Origin of the sequence: Yinghuangia sp. ASG 101 (genome assembly GCF_021165735.1) — a bacterium.
Taxonomy (GTDB): domain Bacteria; phylum Actinomycetota; class Actinomycetes; order Streptomycetales; family Streptomycetaceae; genus Yinghuangia.
The window spans coordinates 2,771,065-2,790,248 of the sequence record NZ_CP088911.1; the positions used below are offsets into that span (position 1 = coordinate 2,771,065).

14 protein-coding genes and 3 tRNA genes are annotated in these 19,184 nt (G+C 71.5%); 6 read left to right on the plus strand and 11 right to left on the minus strand.

The genetic code is table 11. The features are described from left to right. Window positions 1-296 precede the first annotated feature (296 nt). The 4 genes from LO772_RS11480 to LO772_RS11495 are packed head-to-tail and all read right to left on the minus strand — an operon-like array spanning window position 297 to window position 5,593. Window positions 297-890 (minus strand): GTP-binding protein, encoded by a 594-nt coding sequence (locus LO772_RS11480; RefSeq protein ID WP_231778304.1) that lies wholly within the window; start codon window positions 888-890, stop codon window positions 297-299. Beyond that, window positions 871-1,245 (minus strand): DUF742 domain-containing protein, encoded by a 375-nt coding sequence (locus LO772_RS11485; RefSeq protein WP_231778305.1) that lies wholly within the window; start codon window positions 1,243-1,245, stop codon window positions 871-873. Before LO772_RS11485 ends, LO772_RS11480 begins: the two co-directional genes overlap by 20 nt. After that, the gene (locus tag LO772_RS11490; RefSeq protein ID WP_231778306.1) at window positions 1,242-1,664 is read right to left on the minus strand and encodes a roadblock/LC7 domain-containing protein; all 423 of its coding nucleotides are present in this window, start codon (window positions 1,662-1,664) and stop codon (window positions 1,242-1,244) included. Before LO772_RS11490 ends, LO772_RS11485 begins: the two co-directional genes overlap by 4 nt. Then, window positions 1,661-5,593, minus strand: coding sequence for a sensor histidine kinase (locus LO772_RS11495; RefSeq protein ID WP_231778307.1), 3,933 nt, complete (start codon window positions 5,591-5,593; stop codon window positions 1,661-1,663). Before LO772_RS11495 ends, LO772_RS11490 begins: the two co-directional genes overlap by 4 nt. 576 nt (window positions 5,594-6,169) lie before the next feature. On the opposite strand from LO772_RS11495, the gene LO772_RS11500 reads away from it, so the two are divergent. The 6 genes from LO772_RS11500 to LO772_RS11525 all read left to right on the plus strand — a co-directional run bounded on the left by LO772_RS11500 (window position 6,170) and on the right by LO772_RS11525 (window position 9,299). Continuing rightward, window positions 6,170-6,337 (plus strand): hypothetical protein, encoded by a 168-nt coding sequence (locus tag LO772_RS11500; protein ID WP_231778308.1) that lies wholly within the window; start codon window positions 6,170-6,172, stop codon window positions 6,335-6,337. Between the two features lie 109 nt (window positions 6,338-6,446). Further along, window positions 6,447-7,229, plus strand: a complete 783-nt coding sequence (locus LO772_RS11505) for a fumarylacetoacetate hydrolase family protein (RefSeq protein ID WP_231778309.1) — start codon at window positions 6,447-6,449, stop codon at window positions 7,227-7,229. Further along, on the plus strand, window positions 7,222-8,727 hold the full coding sequence (gltX, locus tag LO772_RS11510; protein ID WP_231778310.1) for a glutamate--tRNA ligase: 1,506 nt from the start codon (window positions 7,222-7,224) through the stop codon (window positions 8,725-8,727). The genes LO772_RS11505 and gltX overlap by 8 nt, the downstream gene beginning before the upstream one ends. A gap of 179 nt (window positions 8,728-8,906) precedes the next feature. Further along, window positions 8,907-8,978, plus strand: a tRNA-Gln gene (locus tag LO772_RS11515). Between the two features lie 60 nt (window positions 8,979-9,038). Then, window positions 9,039-9,111 (plus strand) — tRNA-Glu (locus tag LO772_RS11520). A gap of 115 nt (window positions 9,112-9,226) precedes the next feature. Beyond that, window positions 9,227-9,299, plus strand: a tRNA-Glu gene (locus tag LO772_RS11525). 112 nt (window positions 9,300-9,411) lie between these two features. On the opposite strand, the gene cimA is transcribed toward LO772_RS11525, so the two are convergent. The 7 genes from cimA to LO772_RS11560 form a co-directional block, all read right to left on the minus strand. Beyond that, window positions 9,412-11,025: a citramalate synthase gene (gene cimA / locus LO772_RS11530; RefSeq protein WP_231778311.1), complete on the minus strand. Its 1,614-nt coding sequence runs from the start codon at window positions 11,023-11,025 to the stop codon at window positions 9,412-9,414. A 424-nt stretch (window positions 11,026-11,449) separates the two neighbouring features. Then, window positions 11,450-12,550: a branched-chain amino acid aminotransferase gene (locus LO772_RS11535; RefSeq protein ID WP_231778312.1), complete on the minus strand. Its 1,101-nt coding sequence runs from the start codon at window positions 12,548-12,550 to the stop codon at window positions 11,450-11,452. Window positions 12,551-12,820: 270 nt separating this feature from the next. Beyond that, window positions 12,821-13,873 (minus strand): 3-isopropylmalate dehydrogenase, encoded by a 1,053-nt coding sequence (locus LO772_RS11540; RefSeq protein ID WP_231778313.1) that lies wholly within the window; start codon window positions 13,871-13,873, stop codon window positions 12,821-12,823. Window positions 13,874-14,476: 603 nt separating this feature from the next. Further along, entirely contained in the window at window positions 14,477-16,066 is a 1,590-nt protein-coding gene (gene serA, locus LO772_RS11545; protein WP_231778314.1) for a phosphoglycerate dehydrogenase, read from the minus strand. Between the two features lie 160 nt (window positions 16,067-16,226). Beyond that, a complete protein-coding gene (locus LO772_RS11550; RefSeq protein WP_231778315.1) occupies window positions 16,227-16,619 on the minus strand; it encodes an FHA domain-containing protein in 393 nt (130 codons plus the stop codon). Between the two features lie 90 nt (window positions 16,620-16,709). Then, a complete protein-coding gene (locus LO772_RS11555; protein WP_231778316.1) occupies window positions 16,710-17,537 on the minus strand; it encodes a hypothetical protein in 828 nt (275 codons plus the stop codon). 71 nt (window positions 17,538-17,608) lie between these two features. Continuing rightward, the gene (locus LO772_RS11560; RefSeq protein ID WP_231778317.1) at window positions 17,609-19,012 is read right to left on the minus strand and encodes a PP2C family protein-serine/threonine phosphatase; all 1,404 of its coding nucleotides are present in this window, start codon (window positions 19,010-19,012) and stop codon (window positions 17,609-17,611) included. Between the last annotated feature and the right edge of the window lie 172 nt (window positions 19,013-19,184).

The following is a 19,184-nucleotide window of genomic DNA, read 5'->3' on the forward strand; positions in this document are numbered from 1 at the left end:
GTGCCGGGGCGCTCGCCCGCGGCGTGCGGTGTCGCGTCGCCGGCAGCGTTCGGGCTGGTACGCACCCCGTCTTCGGCCGTGGGGTGGGAGACCGACTCGGGGACCCCGCCGGGGGTTCGCGCGGCGAGGGGGCCGCGTCGGAAGCGGCGGCGTCAGGCCGCGCGGGGGCGACGGGGTGCCGCGGTGGCGTGCTCGGAAAGCGCATCGGGCGGGTTCCCGGAGGAACCCGCCCGATCAAGAACTGCCGGAAGTGGCAGGGGTGTTGCCGTAGCGCAATTGCAGTTGTCCCAGATGGTTCAGCGGAGGCGTGCCATCAGCGCGTGTTCGACCAGCGTGATCAGCGTCGACTTCGCCGACTCGCGGCGGCGGGCGTCGCAGCTGACGATGGGCGTTTCCGGGCCGATCTGCAGCGCCTCGCGGACGTCGTCCGCGTGGTGGGTCTGGACGCCGTCCCAGCAGTTGAGCGCGATGATGAACGGCAGTCCGCTGTTCTCGAAGTAGTCGATGGCGGGGAAGCAGTCCGCCAGACGACGCGTGTCCACGATGACGACCGCGCCGATCGCACCGCGGACCAGGTCGTCCCACATGAACCAGAACCGGTGCTGACCCGGCGTACCGAACAGGTACAGGATCAGGTCCTCGTCCAAGGTGATACGGCCGAAGTCCATCGCGACCGTCGTCGTCCCCTTGTCGGGGGTCGCCGCGATGTCGTCGATCCCCGCGCTGGCGGAGGTCATGACGGCCTCCGTACGCAGCGGGGCGATCTCCGAGACCGCTCCGACGAGCGTTGTCTTGCCCACGCCGAAGCCGCCTGCGACGACGATCTTGGCGGAGGTCGTGGAGGACCGCGGCGCCGGGACCGGTCCCGGGCTAGAGCTTGCGAAGTCCACTGAGCACCCTTTCGAGCAGCGTCACGTCGGGCTGCCCCTGGTCGTTCCCGGGCTGATGAATGACCACGAGTCCGGCCTCGGCGAGGTCCGCGACAAGTACGCGCGCGACGCCGAGGGGAATGGAGATCAGGGCCGAAATTTCAGCGACCGACTTGACCTGTCGGCACAAGTCGCAAATGCGCTGGTGCTCAGGCAACAGGCCAGGCGGGTTCGCCACCTGAGGCGTGGTCGTGACCAGGGCCTCCAGCGCGAGCTGGTACCGCGGCCTGGTCCGGCCGCCCGTCATGGCATAGGGGCGCACCAGAGTCTCATGAAACTCCTGGTCCCCGTGATCGGACATCTCCGGATGAGTCATCGCGGCAGGGCACCCTGGAGTTCCGCGCGAAGGGCCGGTGTCAGGACCGTGCCGGCACGGTCGACCAACAAGGCCATCTCATAGCCGATGAGGCCGATGTCGCACTCCGGAGAGGCGAGCACCGCCAGCGACGATCCGTCGGAGATGGACATGATGAACAGGAAACCACGTTCCATCTCCACCACCGTCTGGGTGACGTGCCCCCCTTCGAAGATCCGCGACGCGCCCTGCGTCAGGCTGGTCAGGCCCGACGCCACGGCCGCGAGCTGGTCCGCACGGTCCCGTGGGAAGCCCTCGGACAGGGCGAGCAGCAGGCCGTCCGCGGAGACCACGACCGTGTGGGAGACACCGGGGGTGTTGTCCACGAAGTTCGTGATCAGCCAGTTCAGGTTCTGCGCGGCCTGGCTCAACTCAGTCATGCCTGCTCCTGGTTGTTCTCGTCACGAGGCGACGGGGCCATTCCCCCGGCCCCGGCAGTGCGACCCTGCTGAATGCCTCGGCGGAAGTTGGTCAGCCGCCCCCGGACGTCGTCGGGGTTGCGCGACAGACCGGGCGCCCCCGGCGGCGGAGCCGACGGCGTGCCACCGGGCGTGCCCGGAGTGTACGGCGCGCCGGAGCCACTCGGTCGAATACCCGGAATCGGTGCCGCACTCTGCGAGGCATGCCCCACCCCGCCCGGAACCAGGTTCGCGCGCGGTACGCGGCGCGGCAGACCCGCGCCGGTCGTTCCGCCCGAGGCGGGCTCGCGCGCGGCCTCCGCCGCCCGCCAGCCCTCGTCGCCGGCCGAGTACCAGCCGGACTGCGGCTGCTCCGCGGCCGGCCGACCCGGCTGCGGTGCGGGAGGCGCCTGCCGCGGTGCCTCCGCCGGGGCGGCGGCGTGCGCCCCGTGGCGCGGCTGTTGCGGCACCCCCTGAGGTGCGGCGGGCTCGGCCGGATCGGCCTGCCCCGCGTGCGAGCGCCGCGGCAGGGGCTGCTCCGAAGTCCGCTGCGGGAGCGGCTGGTTCGGGGCCGCCGGCGACCGCCGCTCGACGGGTGCCTCGGGCGCCGCGGGAGTCTCCGCGACCTCGTCGGCACCGGGACGGGTGCTGCGCACCTGTGCCGCACGCATCCGGCCGCCGCGCCCGGTCCGACGGTGGAACCAGTCGGATTCGAGCGTGTCGAAGATCGGGGACCGCTCGTCCTCGACCGTCATCGGCAGCGCGGGGGCGTCCAGCGCGTCGATCGGCTCCGTGTGCGCCGGCAACTCGCGGGGCCGGAGCTGCGGTTGCTGCGCCTGCGGCGGCTGCTGGGGCTGCTGGGGCTGCTGCCCGAGCTGCGCCGGCTGCCCCGGCTGCGCGTACGGCCCGGGCTGCTGGAGCTGCCCGGTCTGCTGCCCGAGCTGGGCCGGCGGAAGCTGCCCCTGCGGGAGCTGGTGGGGCTGCTGCCGTGGGGCGTCGGTCTCCGGTGCCTGGCCGATCTGACGCGGAGACCTCCCGCCGGTGTTCAGCGGGTCTTCCGGTGCACCGCGGTCGCTGTGCAGCGCACGCGGGTCCTGCTGCGCACGGGTGCCGTCGGGCTGCGGCGCCTGGCGGCGGCGGGCGGGGGTGCCCGACGGACGCACCACGGGAAGCGCGTCGCCCGTACGCGGGCCGGTGGCGCCCGCGTCCTCGCGGGGCTCGCCGCGGCGCTGCGGTGCCTCGTACGCGGGCATCTGCTGCGGCGGCGCGACCGGGGAGAGTCCGTCGTACTCCTGGCCGGACCACGCGGACGCACGCTGGGGCTCGACGATCGGCGTCCCGCCGGTCTCCGCCGGGCCGCGGCGGGCGGTGTCGGCGCCCCGGTCGTCGGTGCCGTGCTCGACCGGCTCGGGGTCGAAGCCCGGCTGCCGGTACGACTGTTCATACTCCGGACGGGCGTAGGCCGAGGGCTGCGCGAAGTCCGGCTGCACGGCCGGCTGGGGCCCGGTCTGCTCCAGGGGCTGCTCGAACTGCGGGCGGTCGAAGGCCGGTTGCTGCCCGGTCTGGTCGACGTTCCCGAACGGCGACGCGAACTGCGCGGTGTCGCCTCCGACGGCCGGACGCGCGTCGTCGGACGGGCGGGGCCGACGCGGCTCGACGGGAGCGAACGGGTTGTCCGTGTCCGGGGAGGCGCCGAACGGCGTTCCCGGGAACGGGGTGTCGTGCGTCGCCGGGCCCTCCGCGAAGGCGCTGGGGGCGTCGTACGCGCCGCTCTGGGCCTGCGCCGGGATCTGGCCCGCGGCCCGCTGCGGGAGCGGCCGAGGCGGCTCGCTGCGGCCCGCCTCGGGCCCGGGCCGCTGCGGGGAGGCGGAGGCCGCGGGAAGGGCCTGCATCTCCTGCGACGCGGTCAGGGCGTCCGGCTCCCAGCCGGCCCCCACGGCGGGACGGCCGCTGGACTTGTCCCAGTTGCCGCCGCCGGGGCGGTCGCCCTGGATCAGCTCGATGGGCAGCATGACGAGCGCCGTCGTGCCGCCGCCGTCACCCGGGCGCAGTTGCACGCGGATGCCGTGCCGGGTGGACAGCCGGCCGACCACGAAGAGGCCCATGCGGCGCGAGATCGACACGTCCACGACGGGCGGCCGGGCCAGGCGCTGGTTGGCGTCCGCCAGGTCGTCGCCGGTGAGGCCGATGCCGTTGTCGTGGATCTCGATCAGCGCGCGGCCGTCCGGGAGGATGTGGCCGGTGACGCGGACCTTGGTGTGCGGGCTGGAGAAGGTCGTGGAGTTCTCCAGCAGCTCCGCGAGGAGGTGCACGAGGTCGTTGACGGCGCGGCCGGCGATGTCGGTGGTGGGCAGCGCGCCCAACTCGACCCGCTCGTACTGCTCGACCTCCGAGGCGGCGGCGCGGAGGACGTCGACCAGCGGGACGGGGCGCGTCCAGCGGCGGCCCGGCTCCTCACCGGCGAGGACCAGGAGGTTCTCGCCGTTGCGGCGCATGCGGGTCGCGAGGTGGTCGAGCTTGAACAGGTTCGCCAGCTGGTCGGGGTCGGCCTCGCGGTTCTCCAGGTCGGAGATGAGCGCCAGCTGACGCTGGATCAGGCTCTGGCTGCGGCGCGACAGGTTGACGAACATCGAGTTGACGTTGCCACGCAGCAGCGCCTGCTCGGCCGCGAGGCGGACCGCCTCGGTGTGGACCGCGTCGAACGCGCGGGCCACCTGGCCGACCTCGTCACGTGTCGCGACGCCGATGGGCTCGACGGTGAGGTCGACGTCCCCGGGCTCGGACTCGGACAGGCGGCGGACGGTCTCGGGCAGCCGCTGCTCGGCGATCTCCAGCGCGCCGCGCCGCAGCGTGTTGAGCGAGCGGACCAGCGAACGCGCCACGATCACACCGAGGATGATGGTGATGAGCAGCGCGACGATGACGAGGACCGTGTTGAGCAGCGCCTCGTCGCGCGAGTCGCCGCGGAGCTGGTCGGCCTTGTCCAGCAGGTCGCCGGTGAGCGACTTCTCGAAGTCGGTGAGCGCCTTGACCTTGGCGGTCGACAGGGTCCACCACTCGTCGGCCTGCACCACGTTCCCGGCCGCGCGGGCCTGGCCGTTGGTGCCGCCCGGGGAGACCGCGTTCTGCACGGCGACGTACGGGTATTCGGCGTCACTGGAGATCTTCTGCAGCGCCTGTTGGTACGCCGCGTAGACCTCCTCGGGGGCGACCGCCTCGAACTCCAGGAGCGCGCCGCGCTCGGTCTCGGCGAACTGGCCCAGACCGGTGGGCGCGTCGTTGAACACGTGGTCGGGGTCGGCGACGTACGCGGCGACCAGCGCGCGCTTGTTCGACGCCGCCGCCTTCACCTCGCCGAGCAGACCGAGGACGCGCGCGTTGAGGATCAGGTCGGAGTTGCGGGTGACCTCGGGGACGCGCTGGGTGATGGAGAGGAGGGTGGAGATGATCGCGTTGTAGTCGGTGACCGTGCTGACCGGCAGCACCTGCGGCGTGTTGAACGCGTTCTTGCGCAGGTTGCTGATGTCGCTCATCTGCTTGACGACCGACTCGACCGTGGCCCTGATGAGCGGCAGGTCGCCCAGGTCCATATCGGCGACCGCGGCATTGAAACGGTCGAGCTGGGCGTCCGTCTCCCTTTGCCTGTCGGTGATCTCCTGAGCGTTGCGGTCCCCGCCGGCGACCAGGATCCGGGCGGATACGTCGCGTTCTTCCTCGAGTGCGGTAACCAGCGTGGTCGCGTGGTCGATGACCCCGCCGGCCTTCTGCACGACGTCCATTTCGCGCGTCTTGTCGATCGACGACTGGATGCGCAGGCCACCGAGCAAGGCGGCGACCACGACCGGCAGCAGGAGCAGCGCGGTAATACGCGTGCGGATGCGCCAGTTCTTGATCGAGAAAAGCAGCTTCAACCGCGAAGGAGCCGCCGGGGCTCGACTGGCGGTGAGCTCTTGGGGTGGGCGCATGTCTGCGGGCCCGACAGCGGCCGGGGCTTCCGCGGAGTCTTGCTGCCTCTTCCGACGTCCCTGCACTAGCTTCGCAACCTCTTGTGACCAGTCGTTGACCCGCCGGATCGGCGAGGCTTGTGTGCGGAGATCCCGGCTGGGACCGCGCTTGGGAACCACCCCCGTGGTCGCAGGCATTTCAGCACAGCCCAAGGGCCGCAACAAGATAGCGGGGTCCGGAAAAATCCGGATACCGGAGAACTGGCTGAGACAATCCTTTTGCCATGAATTGACCCGATATTACCGGGCGTAATCGGGCAAAAAGACCAGGGTTTCGCCCGAAACCACAGAGGTGAAAATCACAGGTTCTGGTGGGAACTCGGTTACTCCGTGCGCTTGTCACACTACCGTGCGTGCGACCGCGGGATTCCCGGACGTGGTGACCGCCGGGATCCGGACCCGGATGACGAAACCATCCGTGACCTTGATATTCAAGTGGGCGCGGTCAACCGATTCCATCGAAAGGTCAGGGACGACTCCGAGATGAGCCTGAGCACCCACCGTACGAACACCGCCAACCCGCGCCGTACGCAGCTCGACACCGCGCCGGTCCGACCCGCCGAACTCGACACCGCGGAGACCCCGAAACCCCTGGAGACCGGCCCCACGGCGAACCCCCGCCGCACCAATCTGATGGAGCGTCAGGACTGATTCCGCACGGCGCGCGGCCCGGCGAAACCGCCGCGCTGCGCGCTCCTCGGCCGGGATAGCCTGGAGGGGAACGACGTCCTTTCCCCCAGCGAACCCGAGGTCCCGGCCCGTGCGCATCGTCAGGTTCTCCACCGGCGACTCCTACTCGTTCGGCGCCGTGGGGAGCCCGCGCGACCGACCCGGCCACCTCGTGGTCGCCGAGCTGGAGGGGCACCCGTACGCCGGCATCTCGCTCACCGGCCGCAGCCATCCGCTCGACGACGTGCAGCTCCTCGCGCCCGTGCTGCCCAGCAAGGTCGTCGGCGTCGGCAAGAACTACGCGGACCACGCGGCCGAAATGGGCGGCGGCGTCCCGGAGATACCGCTCGTGTTCCTCAAGCCGTCGACCGCCGTCGTCGGCCCGGACGCCCCGGTCCTGTACCCGGAGGTCTCCACCGAGGTCCACCACGAGGCCGAACTCGCCGTCGTCATCGGCCGGTTGTGCCGCGACGTCCCGGCCGAGCGCGTGCCCGAGGTGATCTTCGGCTACACGTGCGCGAACGACATCACCGCACGCGACCTGCAGCGCACCGAGGGGCAGTGGGCGCGGGCCAAGGGCTTCGACACCTCGTGCCCTCTCGGGCCGTGGGTGGAGACCGAGTTGGACCCGTCCGACCTCGCCGTCACCTGCACGGTCAACGGCGAGACCCGGCAGTCCGACCGCACGTCGCACATGATCCGCGGCATCACGGACATGATCGTGCACATCACGGCGGCGATGACGCTGCTCCCCGGTGACGTGATCCTCACCGGGACCCCCGCGGGCGTCGGCCCGCTCCAGGTGGGCGACGAGGTCGCCGTCACCATCGAAGGCATCGGAACTCTCACCAACAGGGTGATCAAGCGTGGCTAGCGAGCCCCAGGGCGCCGATGTGCGCGTCCGTTTCTGTCCGTCCCCGACCGGCAACCCGCACGTCGGGCTGATCCGCACGTGCCTGTTCAACTGGGCGTTCGCGCGGCATCACGGCGGCACGTTCGTCTTCCGCATCGAAGACACCGACGCGGCCCGCGACTCCGAGGAGTCGTACGGGCAGCTGCTCGACGCCCTGCGGTGGCTCGGCTTCACGTGGGACGAAGGGCCCGAGATCGGCGGCCCGCACGCGCCGTACCGGCAGTCGCAGCGGATGGACGTCTACGCGGACGTCGCCAAGCGGCTGCACGACGCCGGGCACGCGTACGAGTGCTTCTGCACGACACAAGAGCTGGAGCAGCGCCGCGAGACCGCCCGCGCGGCCGGTCGGCCGTCGGGCTACGACGGCAAGTGCCGTACGCTGACCGGCGATCAGATCGCCGCCTACCGCGCCGAGGGGCGCGAGGCCGTCCTGCGCTTCCGCATGCCGGACCGCACGATCACCTTCACCGACCTGGTCCGCGGCGCACTGAGCTTCGAGCCCGAGCACGTGCCCGACTACGGCATCGTCCGCGCCAACGGCAAGCCGCTCTACACGCTGGTGAACCCGGTCGACGACGCGCTGATGGAGATCACCCACGTGCTCCGCGGCGAGGACCTGCTGTCGTCGACGCCCCGTCAGATCGCGATGTACGAGGCGCTCGCCGACATCGGTGTGGGCGCCGGTACGACGCCGCGCTTCGGGCACCTGCCGTACGTCATGGGCGACGGCAACAAGAAGCTGTCCAAGCGCGACCCGCAGTCGTCGCTCAACCTGTACCGCGAGCGCGGGTTCATCCCCGAGGGCCTGCTCAACTACCTTTCGCTGCTGGGCTGGTCGCTCGCCCCGGACCGCGACTACTTCTCCATGGAGGAGATGGTCGCCGCGTTCGACATCGCCGACGTCAACGCGAACCCCGCGCGCTTCGACCTCAAGAAGTGCGAGGCGATCAACGCCGACCACGTGCGCGCGCTCGCCCCGGACGACTTCCGCGACCGGCTGGTGCCGTACCTTCAGCGGGCCGGCCTGCTGCCCGACGAGCCCACCGCGGCACAGCTCGACCTGCTCGGCAAGGCCGCCCCGCTGACGCAGGAGCGCATGGTGGCGCTCGGCGAGGTCGTCGGCATGCTCGGCTTCCTGTTCGTCGCCGACGCGGACTTCACCCGGGACGAGGCCGACTCCGCGAAGGTCCTCACGGCGGACGCCGTTCCCGTGCTGGAGGCCGCGGTCGCCGCACTGGAGACGGCCGAGTGGGCCACCGACCCGATCCAGGCGGCGCTGCGCGAGGCGCTCGTGGACGGCCTCGGCCTCAAGCCCAAGAACGCCTTCACGCCGCTGCGTGTGGCGGTCACCGGCCGCCGGGTCTCGCCCCCGCTGTTCGAGTCGATGGAACTCCTCGGCAGGGACACGACGCTGGCCCGGCTCGGCTCGGCACTCGGCGAGGCACGGGCCCGCGCGTGACGGGCGGGCCGACGGGCACGGCCTGATGGGCACAGGTGTGCGCACGACCCGGCACGGCCGTGCGCACACCCGCGGAGAACCCGTTTTGGTCGGGCCCGCCTGATCGGGTAAAGTTCTTCTCGTTCCGCCCCGCAGGGGAGAGGGACAAGCCAGCAAGGTCCCTTATGGGGATCAAGCATTGGGGTATGGGGTAATTGGCAGCCCGACTGGTTCTGGCCCAGTTAGTCTAGGTTCGAGTCCTGGTACCCCAGCTGTGTCACCGCAAGGCGACATGGCTGGCGATCACCGCAAGGTGGTCGGCAGTAGAGTTTGGCCCCGTTGTGTAGCGGCCTAGCACGCCGCCCTCTCAAGGCGGTAGCGCGGGTTCGAATCCCGTCGGGGCTACTCGAAAAAGCAGTAACGGAAATTCCGAGGCGCTCTTTGGAGCGCCTCTCCGTTCGGTCGGAAACGATACGACGGACACCATCCCCCTCGGGCATTGTCCCGGGGGATGGGCTAGGGCCCCGTTGTGTAGCGGCCTAGCACGCCGCCCTCTCAAGGCGGTAGCGCGGGTTCGAATCCCGTCGGGGCTACGGAAAAGAACCCCGCTCGTCACGAGCGGGGTTCTTTGTTCTCCCCATCGGGGTGTGCCCGGGGCCGCCTCCCGTGCGGAAGCGGCCCCGTCGCCGGTGCTCCGCCCGCGGCTCAGTCCTCCTTCGCGGGGACGAGGCCGGCCTTCAGCAGACCGTACGTGTACGCGTCCTCCAGGGCCTCCCAGGACGCCGCGACGACGTTCTCGGCGACGCCGACGGTGCTCCACTCCTTCTTGCCGTCGCTCGTCTCCACCAGGACTCGCGTTATGGCCTCGGTACCGTGCCGGCCTTCGAGCAACCGCACCTTGTAGTCGACGAGTTCGAAGCCGGCCAGCTCCGGGAAGATGCGCTCCAGCGCGAGCCGCAAGGCGCGGTCGAGGGCGTTGACCGGGCCGTTGCCCTCGCCCGTGGCGACGATGCGCTCGCCCTTGGCGTGGAGTTTGACGGTGGCCTCGTTGACCTGGTCGCCGCCGCCGCGCTGTTCGATGATCGCGCGCCAGGACTCGAGGGTGAAGAAGCGCTCGCGGGCGCCCACGGCCTGGTCGCGCAGGAGGAGTTCGAACGAGGCGTCGGCGGCTTCGTACGTGTAGCCGTTCGCCTCGCGCGCCTTGACCTCGTCCACGACGCGTCCCACCAGGTCGCGGTCGTGCGACAGGTCGTACCCCAGTTCCTTGCCCTTGAGTTCGATCGACGCGCGGCCGGCCATGTCGGACACGAGCATGCGCATGTCGTTGCCGACCAGGGCGGGGTCGATGTGCTGGTAGAGGTCGGGGTCGACCTTGATGGCGGAGGCGTGCAGGCCGGCCTTGTGCGCGAACGCCGAGACGCCGACGTACGGCAGGTGCGTCGAGGGGGCGAGGTTGACGACCTCGGCGATGGCGTGCGAGATGCGCGTCATCTCCCGCAGGCGGCCCTCGGGCAGCACGCGCATGCCCTTCTTGAGCTCCAGCGCGGCCACGACCGGGAAGAGGTTGGCGTTGCCGACGCGCTCGCCGTAGCCGTTCGCGGTGCACTGCACGTGGGTCGCGCCGCCCTCGACCGCCGCGATCGAGTTGGCGACCGCGCAGCCGGTGTCGTTCTGCGCGTGGATGCCGAGCCTGGCGCCCGTGTCGGCCTTCACCCGGGCCACGGTCTCCTGGACCTGGCTGGGCAGCATGCCGCCGTTGGTGTCGCACAGGATGACGACGTCCGCCCCCGCCTCGTGCGCCGTCCGCACGACGGAGGTGGCGTACTCGGGGTTGGCCTTGTAGCCGTCGAAGAAGTGCTCGCAGTCGAGGAAGACCCGGCGGCCCTGCTCGCGCAGGTGGGTGACGGTGTCCCGGACCATCGCCAGGTTCTCGTCGAGCGTGGTGCGCAGCGCCAGGTCGACGTGCCGGTCGTGCGACTTCGCGACGAGGCAGACCACGGGGGCGCCGGCGTCCAGCAGCGCTTGGACCTGGGGGTCGGCGGCGGCGGTCGTCCCGGCCTTGCGGGTGGCACCGAAGGCGACGAGTTGCGCGTGCTTCAGGTCCAACTCGGTTTTCGCCCGGCGGAAGAACTCCGTGTCGCGGGGTACCGCACCGGGCCAGCCGCCCTCGATGAAGCCGACGCCGAACTCGTCCAGATACCGCGCGATGGTGAGCTTGTCGGCCACGGTGAGGTTGATGCCCTCACGCTGGGAACCGTCGCGCAGGGTGGTGTCGAAGACGTGGAAGCCGTCGTCGACGCGGGAATTGTCGCCGGTCATGATCGTGGGTCTCCTGTTGCTTGTCGATCCAGTGTGCAGGAGTCGGACGGGGTCTGCGGGTCGGGTTCTCCCCGGGCCGCCGCGGGGCGTCGAGATCGGTCGGCGCGTGCCGGGCGGCCCGGGAGGGCCGGCGGTGCCGCACGCGGTGCTCGGCCGGAGGGGTGTTCGGCCAAAACAAAAGACCCCTCGCGGTCGCGAGAGGTCTGCGTGCGGGCGGTGGGCTGAGTGATACCGCCCCGGGTTCGGGGGTGGTCAGACCGGTGCCGGCACGCTGCGGCCAATAATGAGCCACTGCTGCATGGGGGGCAGTCTGCCATACGTTCCGTGGCGTGGTTTCACCGGTCTCGCGATGTGGGCGGTCCGGCCACCGGGCGGGTGCGTGTGTACCCGCCCGGTGGCCGCCTCGGCGTCGGTGCCCGGGGCGTCAGACGATCTTGTGCAGCCAGCCGTGGGTGTCCGGGGCGTTGCCGGTCTGGATGTCGAGAAGCGCCTTGCGTAGTTCGAGCGTGACCGGGCCCGCGCCGCCGTCGCCGACGTTCCACGCGGCGTCCGTGGACTTCACGCTGCCGACCGGCGTGATGACGGCGGCGGTGCCGCACGCGAAGACCTCGGTGATGGAGCCGTCGGCGTTGCCAGCCTGCCAGTCCTCCACCGAGATGCGGCCTTCCTCGACCGGGTAGCCGCGGTCGGCGGCGAGCCGCAGCAGCGAGTCGCGCGTGATGCCGGGCAGCAGTGAGCCGGTGAGCGACGGTGTGACGATCCGGGCGTCCTTGCCCGAGCCGCGCACGAAGTACAGGTTCATGCCGCCCATTTCCTCGATCCAGCGGCGCTCGGTGGCGTCCAGCCAGACGACCTGGTCGCAGCCCTGCTCGGCGGCCTGGGCCTGGGCGATCAGCGAAGCGGCGTAGTTTCCGGCGCACTTCGCCTCGCCGGTGCCGCCGGGGGCGGCGCGGACGTACTCCTTGGACAGCCACACCGAGACGGGCTTGACGCCGCCGGAGAAGTAGGCGCCGGCCGGGGAGGCGATCACCATGAACAGGAAGGAGTTCGACGGGCGCACGCCGAGGCCGACCTCGGTCGCGAACATGAACGGCCGCAGGTACAGGCTCTGTTCCTCGGCGCCGGGCACCCATGCGTGGTCCTGCCGGACCAGGGCGTCGACGGCCCCGACGAACAGCTCCTCGGGCAGCTCGGGCATCGCGAGCCGGCGCGCGGACGTCCGGAAGCGACGGGCGTTCTCGTACGGGCGGAACGTCACGATCGAACCGTCTTCGTGGCGGTACGCCTTCAGGCCCTCGAAGATCGACTGCGCGTAGTGCAGCGTCATGTTGGCCGGGTCGATGTCCAGCGAGGCGTACGGCTCCAGTTGCGCGTCGTACCAGCCCCGGCCCTCCGCCCAACGGATCGTCACCATGTGCTCGGTGAAGATGCGGCCGAACCCGGGATTCGCCATGCGGGCGGCGCGCTCGGCGTCCGACAGCGGGTGCGCGGTCGGCTTGAGATCGATCGTCACGGAGGTCGTCATGCGTCTAAGTGTCCTTCACCGAGGGATTACCAGGGGATACCGAGGGATGGCTGTCCGGGCACCGCCTACCGGTTTGAGACCCTAAAGCAGTCCGACCGGGAACCGACAGGCGCGGCCACGGTTGCGGCCTCCGGGCGCCGCCCGCGGAGCAGGTGCGGGCGGCGGGAGGAGGCAGCGCGAAGCCGGTGTGCTGCGGCTGAACCGCCGGTGGCTTCGGGTGGTCTCGCGCCGATCGGTTTCCGGTCGGCGTCGAACTCTTCTACCGGCGACTCAGCCGGTTACTCGCTTGGTGATCGCGTCGCCGATCTCGCTCGTGGAGCGGGCGCCGAGCGACGCGCGCTCGGCCAGGTCGGCGGCGACGGCGGCCTCGACGCGGCGGGCGGCGTCGGTCTGGCCCAGGTGCTCCAGCAGCATCGCGACGGACAGCACGGTCGCGGTCGGGTCGGCCTTGCCCTGGCCGGCGATGTCGGGAGCGGAGCCGTGCACCGGCTCGAACATCGACGGGAACTCGCGCGACGGGTTGATGTTGCCGCTCGCGGCCAGGCCGATGCCGCCCGCGATGGCGGCGGCGAGGTCGGTCAGGATGTCGCCGAACAGGTTGTCGGTGACGATCACGTCGAAGCGCTCGGGCTGCGTGACCATGAAGATGGTCGCGGCGTCCACATGCAGGTAGTCCGTCGTGACGTCGGGGAACTCGGCCGCGACCTGCTCGAAGACGCGCGTCCACAGGTGGCCGGCGTGCACCAGCACGTTGTTCTTGTGCACGAGGGTGAGCTTCTTGCGGGGCCGCGCCTGGGCGCGGGCGAAGGCGTCGCGCACGACGCGCTCGATGCCGAACGCCGTGTTGATGCTGACCTCGGTGGCGACCTCGTGCGCGGTGCCGGTGCGCATCGAGCCGCCGTTGCCGACGTACGGGCCCTCGGTGCCCTCGCGGACCACGACGAAGTCGATCTTCGCGTCGGCGCCGAGCGGGGACGCGACACCCGGGCCCAGCTTCGCCGGGCGCAGGTTGACGTGGTGGTCGAACGCGAAGCGCAGCTTGAGCAGCAGGCCGCGCTCGAGGACGCCGGACGGCACGGACGGGTCGCCGATCGCGCCGAGCAGGATCGCGTCCCGGCCGCGCAGCTCCTCCAGGACGCTGTCCGGCAGTGTCTCGCCGGTGCGGTGGTAGAGCCGGGCCCCGAGGTCGTACTCGGTGGTCTCCAGCGCGACCTCGGCGGGCAGTGCCGCGGCGAGGACCTTCAGGCCCTCCGCGACGACCTCCTGGCCGATCCCGTCGCCGGGGACCACTGCGAGACGAATGCTGTTGGCGTTGCGAGACATGGGCCGGACCTTACTCCTCGTCCCAGAAGCCGACATACGCGTTCCGGATGCTGGGACGGGGGTCAGGCGCGGCCGGACGGTGGCGGAAAACCGCCGGGATCACGCCGCGGTCATCGGTGCTCGCCGCCGTTGTCGCGGCGGTCGAGGGCGCGCTGCAGGGCCTGGGCGGCGTTCTTGCGGGCGGTCTCGTCCATGGTCCACTCCATGAGGTCGAGAAGGGTCGGACGAGGCGGTTCGGCGCGGGGAATCGGCCGGGTCGCGGCACGGAATTCGACCGGGGAAGGCGAACTCGCCTCGGGGGGCGGACGGGCCTCGTGGGCGCGGTGTCCGGCGAGAGGCCCTGGGACGGATCCGGATTCATCGGACACATCGGACCACAGGAGCCTCGCTATCTCACGGTAAGCGACGTTCCCCCTCGCTGTCCGCAATTTAGTCGGAGTTCCTACTATTTGAGATGCCGGTTACGCCACCGGAGTCATCCGGACACACAAATGGCCCCGGTGGCGGGGAGCCCCCGGGGCCATGCGTCCGTGCGGCCCGCGGGTTTCGGGCGGGGCTGGGCGGCCCCCGCCGCGGGTCGGGCGGTGCTTCGGTCGGTGCGGGTCAGTCGGTGAGGTTGACCGGGCGCGCGAACTCGGCGCCGATCTCGGCACCGATCTCGCCCAGCACCGCCGGCGGGATGGAGGAGTCGACGGTCAGCGCGACCAGCGCCTCGCCGCCCTTGGCCGCCCGCCCGACCTGCATGCCCGCGATGTTGACGCCCGCGTCGCCGAGCAGCCGGCCGATGACGCCGACGACGCCCGGGCGGTCCGCGTACCGCAGGAAGACCATGTGCTCGGTGAGCGGCAGGTCGACGTCGAAGCCGTTGACCTCGACCACCTTCTCGACGCGCTTGGGGCCGGCCAGCGTGCCGGACACCGACACGGAGGTGCCGTCGGTGAGCGTGCCGCGCACGGTGACGACGTTGCGGTGGTCGGGGCTCTCCGAGCTGGTGGTCAGGCGCACCTCGACACCGCGCTCCTGGGCCAGCAGGGGGGCGTTGACGTATGACACCGACTCTTCCACGACGTCGGAGAACACGCCCTTGAGCGCCGCCAGTTCGAGCACCTTGACGTCGTACTGCGTGATCTCGCCGCGGACCTCGACATCGAGGCGCTGGGCGACCCCGCCGGCCAACGCCGTGAAGATGCGGCCCAGCTTCTCCGCGAGCGGCAGGCCGGGGCGCACGTCCGCGGCGATCTCCCCGCCCTGCACGTTGACCGCGTCCGGCACCAGCTCGCCGGCCAGCGCGAGCCGCACGGACTTGGCGACGGCGATACCGGCCTTCTCCTGCGCCTCGTCGGTGCTCGCCCCCAGGTGCGGCGTCACGACGACGTTGTCGAAGCCGAACAGCGCGCTGTCGGTACACGGCTCCTTGCTGAAGACGTCGATGCCGGCGCCCGCGACCCGGCCCTCCTTGAGCGCCGCGACCAGCGCTCCCTCGTCCACGATCCCGCCGCGCGCGGCGTTGACGATGCGCACGGTCGGCTTGACCTTGTGCAGCGCCTCGTCGCCGATGAGGCCGATCGTCTCGGGCGTCTTGGGCAGGTGCACGGTGAGGAAGTCGGCCTGCTCCAGCACCTCGTCGAGGCTGAGCATGCGGACGCCCATCTGCGCGGCGCGCGCGGGCTGCACGTAGGGGTCGTACGCGATGATGTTCATGCCGAACGCCGACATGCGCTGCGCGACCAGCACGCCGATCCGGCCGAGGCCGACGACGCCGAGGGTCTTCTCGGCGAGTTCGACGCCGGTGTACTTGCTGCGCTTCCACTCGCCGTTCTTGAGCGCGGTGTTGGCCGACGCGATGTTGCGCGCGACCGAGACGATGAGCCCGCAGGCCAGCTCGGCGGCGGTGACGATGTTGGACGTCGGCGCGTTGACGACCATCACGCCGGCCTTCGTCGCGGACGGAACGTCGACGTTGTCCAGGCCGACACCGGCGCGGGCGACCACCTTGAGGCGCCCCGCGGCGGCGATCGCCTCCGCGTCCACCTTGGTGGCGCTGCGGATCAGGATCGCGTCGACATCGGCGATCGCGGGCAGCAGCTCGGCGCGGTTCGCGCCGTCGCAGTGCCGGATCTCGAAGTCGGGACCGAGCGCGTCGACCGTGGCCGGCGACAGTTCTTCAGCGATGAGGACGACGGGCTTGCTCACTGCGATCCTTTGCTTTCTTCGTCGACAGCGATGACGGCACCCCGCGGCGCGCGCGGAGGACGGAGCGGCGGGAGGATCTGACGCTCGCCCGAGTCTAGTGCGGGTTCGGGGGGTGCCTTCACGGTTGTCCCGAAGTCAGGACGGCGAGTGTGCCGGAGAATCAGCCGGTCGTGAGGAACCAGCCCACGGTGACCCGGCGTTGCCCCCCGCGATCGGCGATGACCACCTCGCCGGAGCCGGGGCGCGGCAGTGGCAGGCTGCCGCCGTAGGGAAGCGGGCGGCGGACGCCGTCGTCGAGCCAGACCTCCGCGACGGGCGCGTCCTGGGAGCCCCGGATCCACGTGACGAACCACGTTCCCGTCTCGTCGCAGCGGAATTCGAGGTGCATGCGCGAGACGAACAGCCAGTCCGCGGGCGTGACCAAGCGGCAGCGCGCGGCATCCCGGCCCACCGCCAGCGCGGCCCCGGCGACGCTGGGCGCGCTGGCCATCAGCATGGCGACGGTCGCCGCGTCGTCGGCGCCGGACGTCGACGCCATATTCAGATCGAGCACCGGTCTTCCCTCCAGAAAACCCTCGGTCGTTCCCCGGTCAGGTCCCGGTGGCACGCCGCCGCGGCAGGCCGCGGGAGCGCTCGCGGCCGACTACGCACCGCCGGCACGCCGCGGCGTCTGACCGCCGCACGGGCAGGGCCCGCGTCCCGCTATGCCGTGGGTGACGGCGGTCTGCGCGATGAGGTCCCAACCCCCGTGCACATGCCGCACGGTGTCCAGGTAGTTCGGCCCGAGCAGTTCGTTCAGCTCGGGACACAGTCCCGAACTGTAGAACTCCCGGCGCAGCTTCGTCTTGCACCGCTCGACGGTGGCCGCCGAAAGGTGCAGCAACTCACACAGCTCGCGCGTGGATTTGGCGCGTTTGACCTGGCGGCCGTGGATCCAGTCACAGGACATCGCCGTCAGCACCTCGATCTCGGTGTCCGACAAACGGTTCTGCAGGACGAAAGGCGCGACATCCTGCGTCTCCGGGACGCCGACGTCGGGCTCGGTGGGCTCGTCGCCGGCCAGCTGCGGCAGCGACAGCCTCCACTCGACGATGACGCGGCGCCGGCGGGCCAGGTCGCTGATCACGATGCGCCCCGAGCGCTGCCCTCCAAGCGGCAGCGTCGCGCCGTAGGGCACCGGCTCGGAGACCCCTTCGCGGTCGATCTGCACGAGGGCGACCGGGCGCGTGTGCGAGCCCTGCAGCCATTCGACGGTCCAGCGCTTTTCGTCGGTGAACGAGAATTCGAGATGCACACGCGAAACGAAGCGCCAGTCCTTGGGCGTGGCCAGCGCACAACGTGAGGGGTCGCGGCCCACACCGAGCTTCTGCCCGGGCTCGCTGGGGAGCTTGACCGTGCGCGACCGCGGGAGTTCCTGGTCGCGCCGATCCGCGTCGTCCGACGTCGCCGCTTGGAGGACTAGTTCGAGCATCGCCATCCGTCCGGTCTTGAGCCCCTTGGCGGGGCGCTTCGTGCTCCTTGGTCGCGCTCCGACCGTACGGCCTACCGCTCTCGCGGGGAATCCTCGGGTCCGTCCACCGGCCGCGGGCGCGGAGGCGCGGCGGCAGCCGACGATACGGGCAGGGCCTCACATTCCACGACGACCGCCGTCGCGTCGTCGTCGCCGCTCTGCACGGCGGTGACGGTGAGTGTGGTGGCGGCGTGGAACGGGTCTCCGTGGATCAGGTCGGCCACGGTCTCGTCGGGCAGGTGCCCGACACCGTCGGTCGCGAGCACCACCCGGTCGCCCGGGTGGAGTTCGATGCGCTGGAGTTCGGGGTCGGGCTGCTGCGAGCCGCCGAGCGGTGTGGAGGTGAGCAGCCACGGGCGGCCGAGGTCGGCGGCGTTGCCCTGTTCGGTGAGCCGGAACGCGGCGCCGCCGCGCACCAGCCAGCACACGCTGTCGCCGCAGCCGGCCAGGTGCAGGCGGCCGTCCTGGACGACGGCGGCGACGACGGTGGTGCGCATGCCTTCGTACGCCTGCCCGTGCCCGTGGCGGCGGACGGCGAGGTCCGCGAGCGCGATCGAGGCGCGCAGGCGGTCGCTCCAACCGGCCGACAGGTCCGCGGCGGCGAGGTCGGCGACGAGTGTGCGGCACGCCACGTCGGCGGCGTACCAGCCCGACGGGTGGCCGCCGAGGCCGTCCGCGACGACGAACACGCTGCCCGTCGCGGCGTAGCGGTCGTCGTTGTCACGGGCCGTCAGCTCCGGGCCCAGGCCGAGGCGTTCCCGGCGCACCGCGCGGCGGCGGCCGGGATGCGAGGCCGCCGACCACGCGCTGGCCTGCACCTCGACGTCGTTGGGCGCGGGACGGGTGTCCTGCTCGCGGCGCCGCGCGACGCTGTCGGTGCGCGACGTCTCCTCCACGTCGCCGTCGGCCTCGGGCGCGGCGGGGGGCGGCGGACCGGCGGGGCGCTCGGGGCGGGGCGGGAGCGTCCCCGCGGGGGCGGCGGGCGGCGCGGCGACCGGCCCGGGTGGCGGCGGGACGGCCGGGGTGTCGGTCGGCACCGCACGAACGGACGGCACGGTCGTGTCGTGGGCGGGCGGGGGCGCCGCGTCCGGGCGGGCGGGGGCCCGGCCTCCGGACTCGCGCGCCGGGCGGGCGGCGGCGGCCGGGTCGTCGGGCCGCTCGGGTCGGGGCTTCGCGGGAGGCAGGCCGTTCATGTCGTCAAAGTCGAGATAGAGGTCGGCATAGATGTCGTCGTCCCCCGCACCGGACGTCGCGGCACGCGGCTGCGGCCCGCCCGAAACGCCGCCCGACGCCGCGGAGTCGGACCAGTTCCCCGACGAACGACCATGGTGCTCGGGGCTGTTGTCGGCACGGCCGGCTCCCGGTCGCCCGCCCGGGTCGCCCCCGGATCCCGCCGGGCCACCGCGGCCCTCGGCGCGCAACTCGTCCTGCCGCAAGGTGCGTTCGAATGCCGCGGACTGGCCGGGCCCGGCACGCCTCTCCCCCGGCGCCGCACCCTCGCCACCGAACCCCCTGTCACCGGACGGCAATCCACCGCGGGCCGACACGGCCCCCTCCCGGCGGATGGAGTCCCCTGTGCCCCTCATCTGCCTCACGCTCCACGAGGTC

Coding starts and splice junctions, on each gene's coding strand:
- LO772_RS11555 (WP_231778316.1), bottom strand. CDS start 17,537: ATGCTCGAACTAGTCCTCCAAGCGGCGACGTCGGACGACGCGGATCGG.
- LO772_RS11500 (WP_231778308.1), top strand. CDS start 6,170: ATGAGCCTGAGCACCCACCGTACGAACACCGCCAACCCGCGCCGTACG.
- LO772_RS11535 (WP_231778312.1), bottom strand. CDS start 12,550: ATGACGACCTCCGTGACGATCGATCTCAAGCCGACCGCGCACCCGCTG.
- LO772_RS11540 (WP_231778313.1), bottom strand. CDS start 13,873: ATGTCTCGCAACGCCAACAGCATTCGTCTCGCAGTGGTCCCCGGCGAC.
- LO772_RS11490 (WP_231778306.1), bottom strand. CDS start 1,664: ATGACTGAGTTGAGCCAGGCCGCGCAGAACCTGAACTGGCTGATCACG.
- cimA (WP_231778311.1), bottom strand. CDS start 11,025: ATGACCGGCGACAATTCCCGCGTCGACGACGGCTTCCACGTCTTCGAC.
- LO772_RS11485 (WP_231778305.1), bottom strand. CDS start 1,245: ATGACTCATCCGGAGATGTCCGATCACGGGGACCAGGAGTTTCATGAG.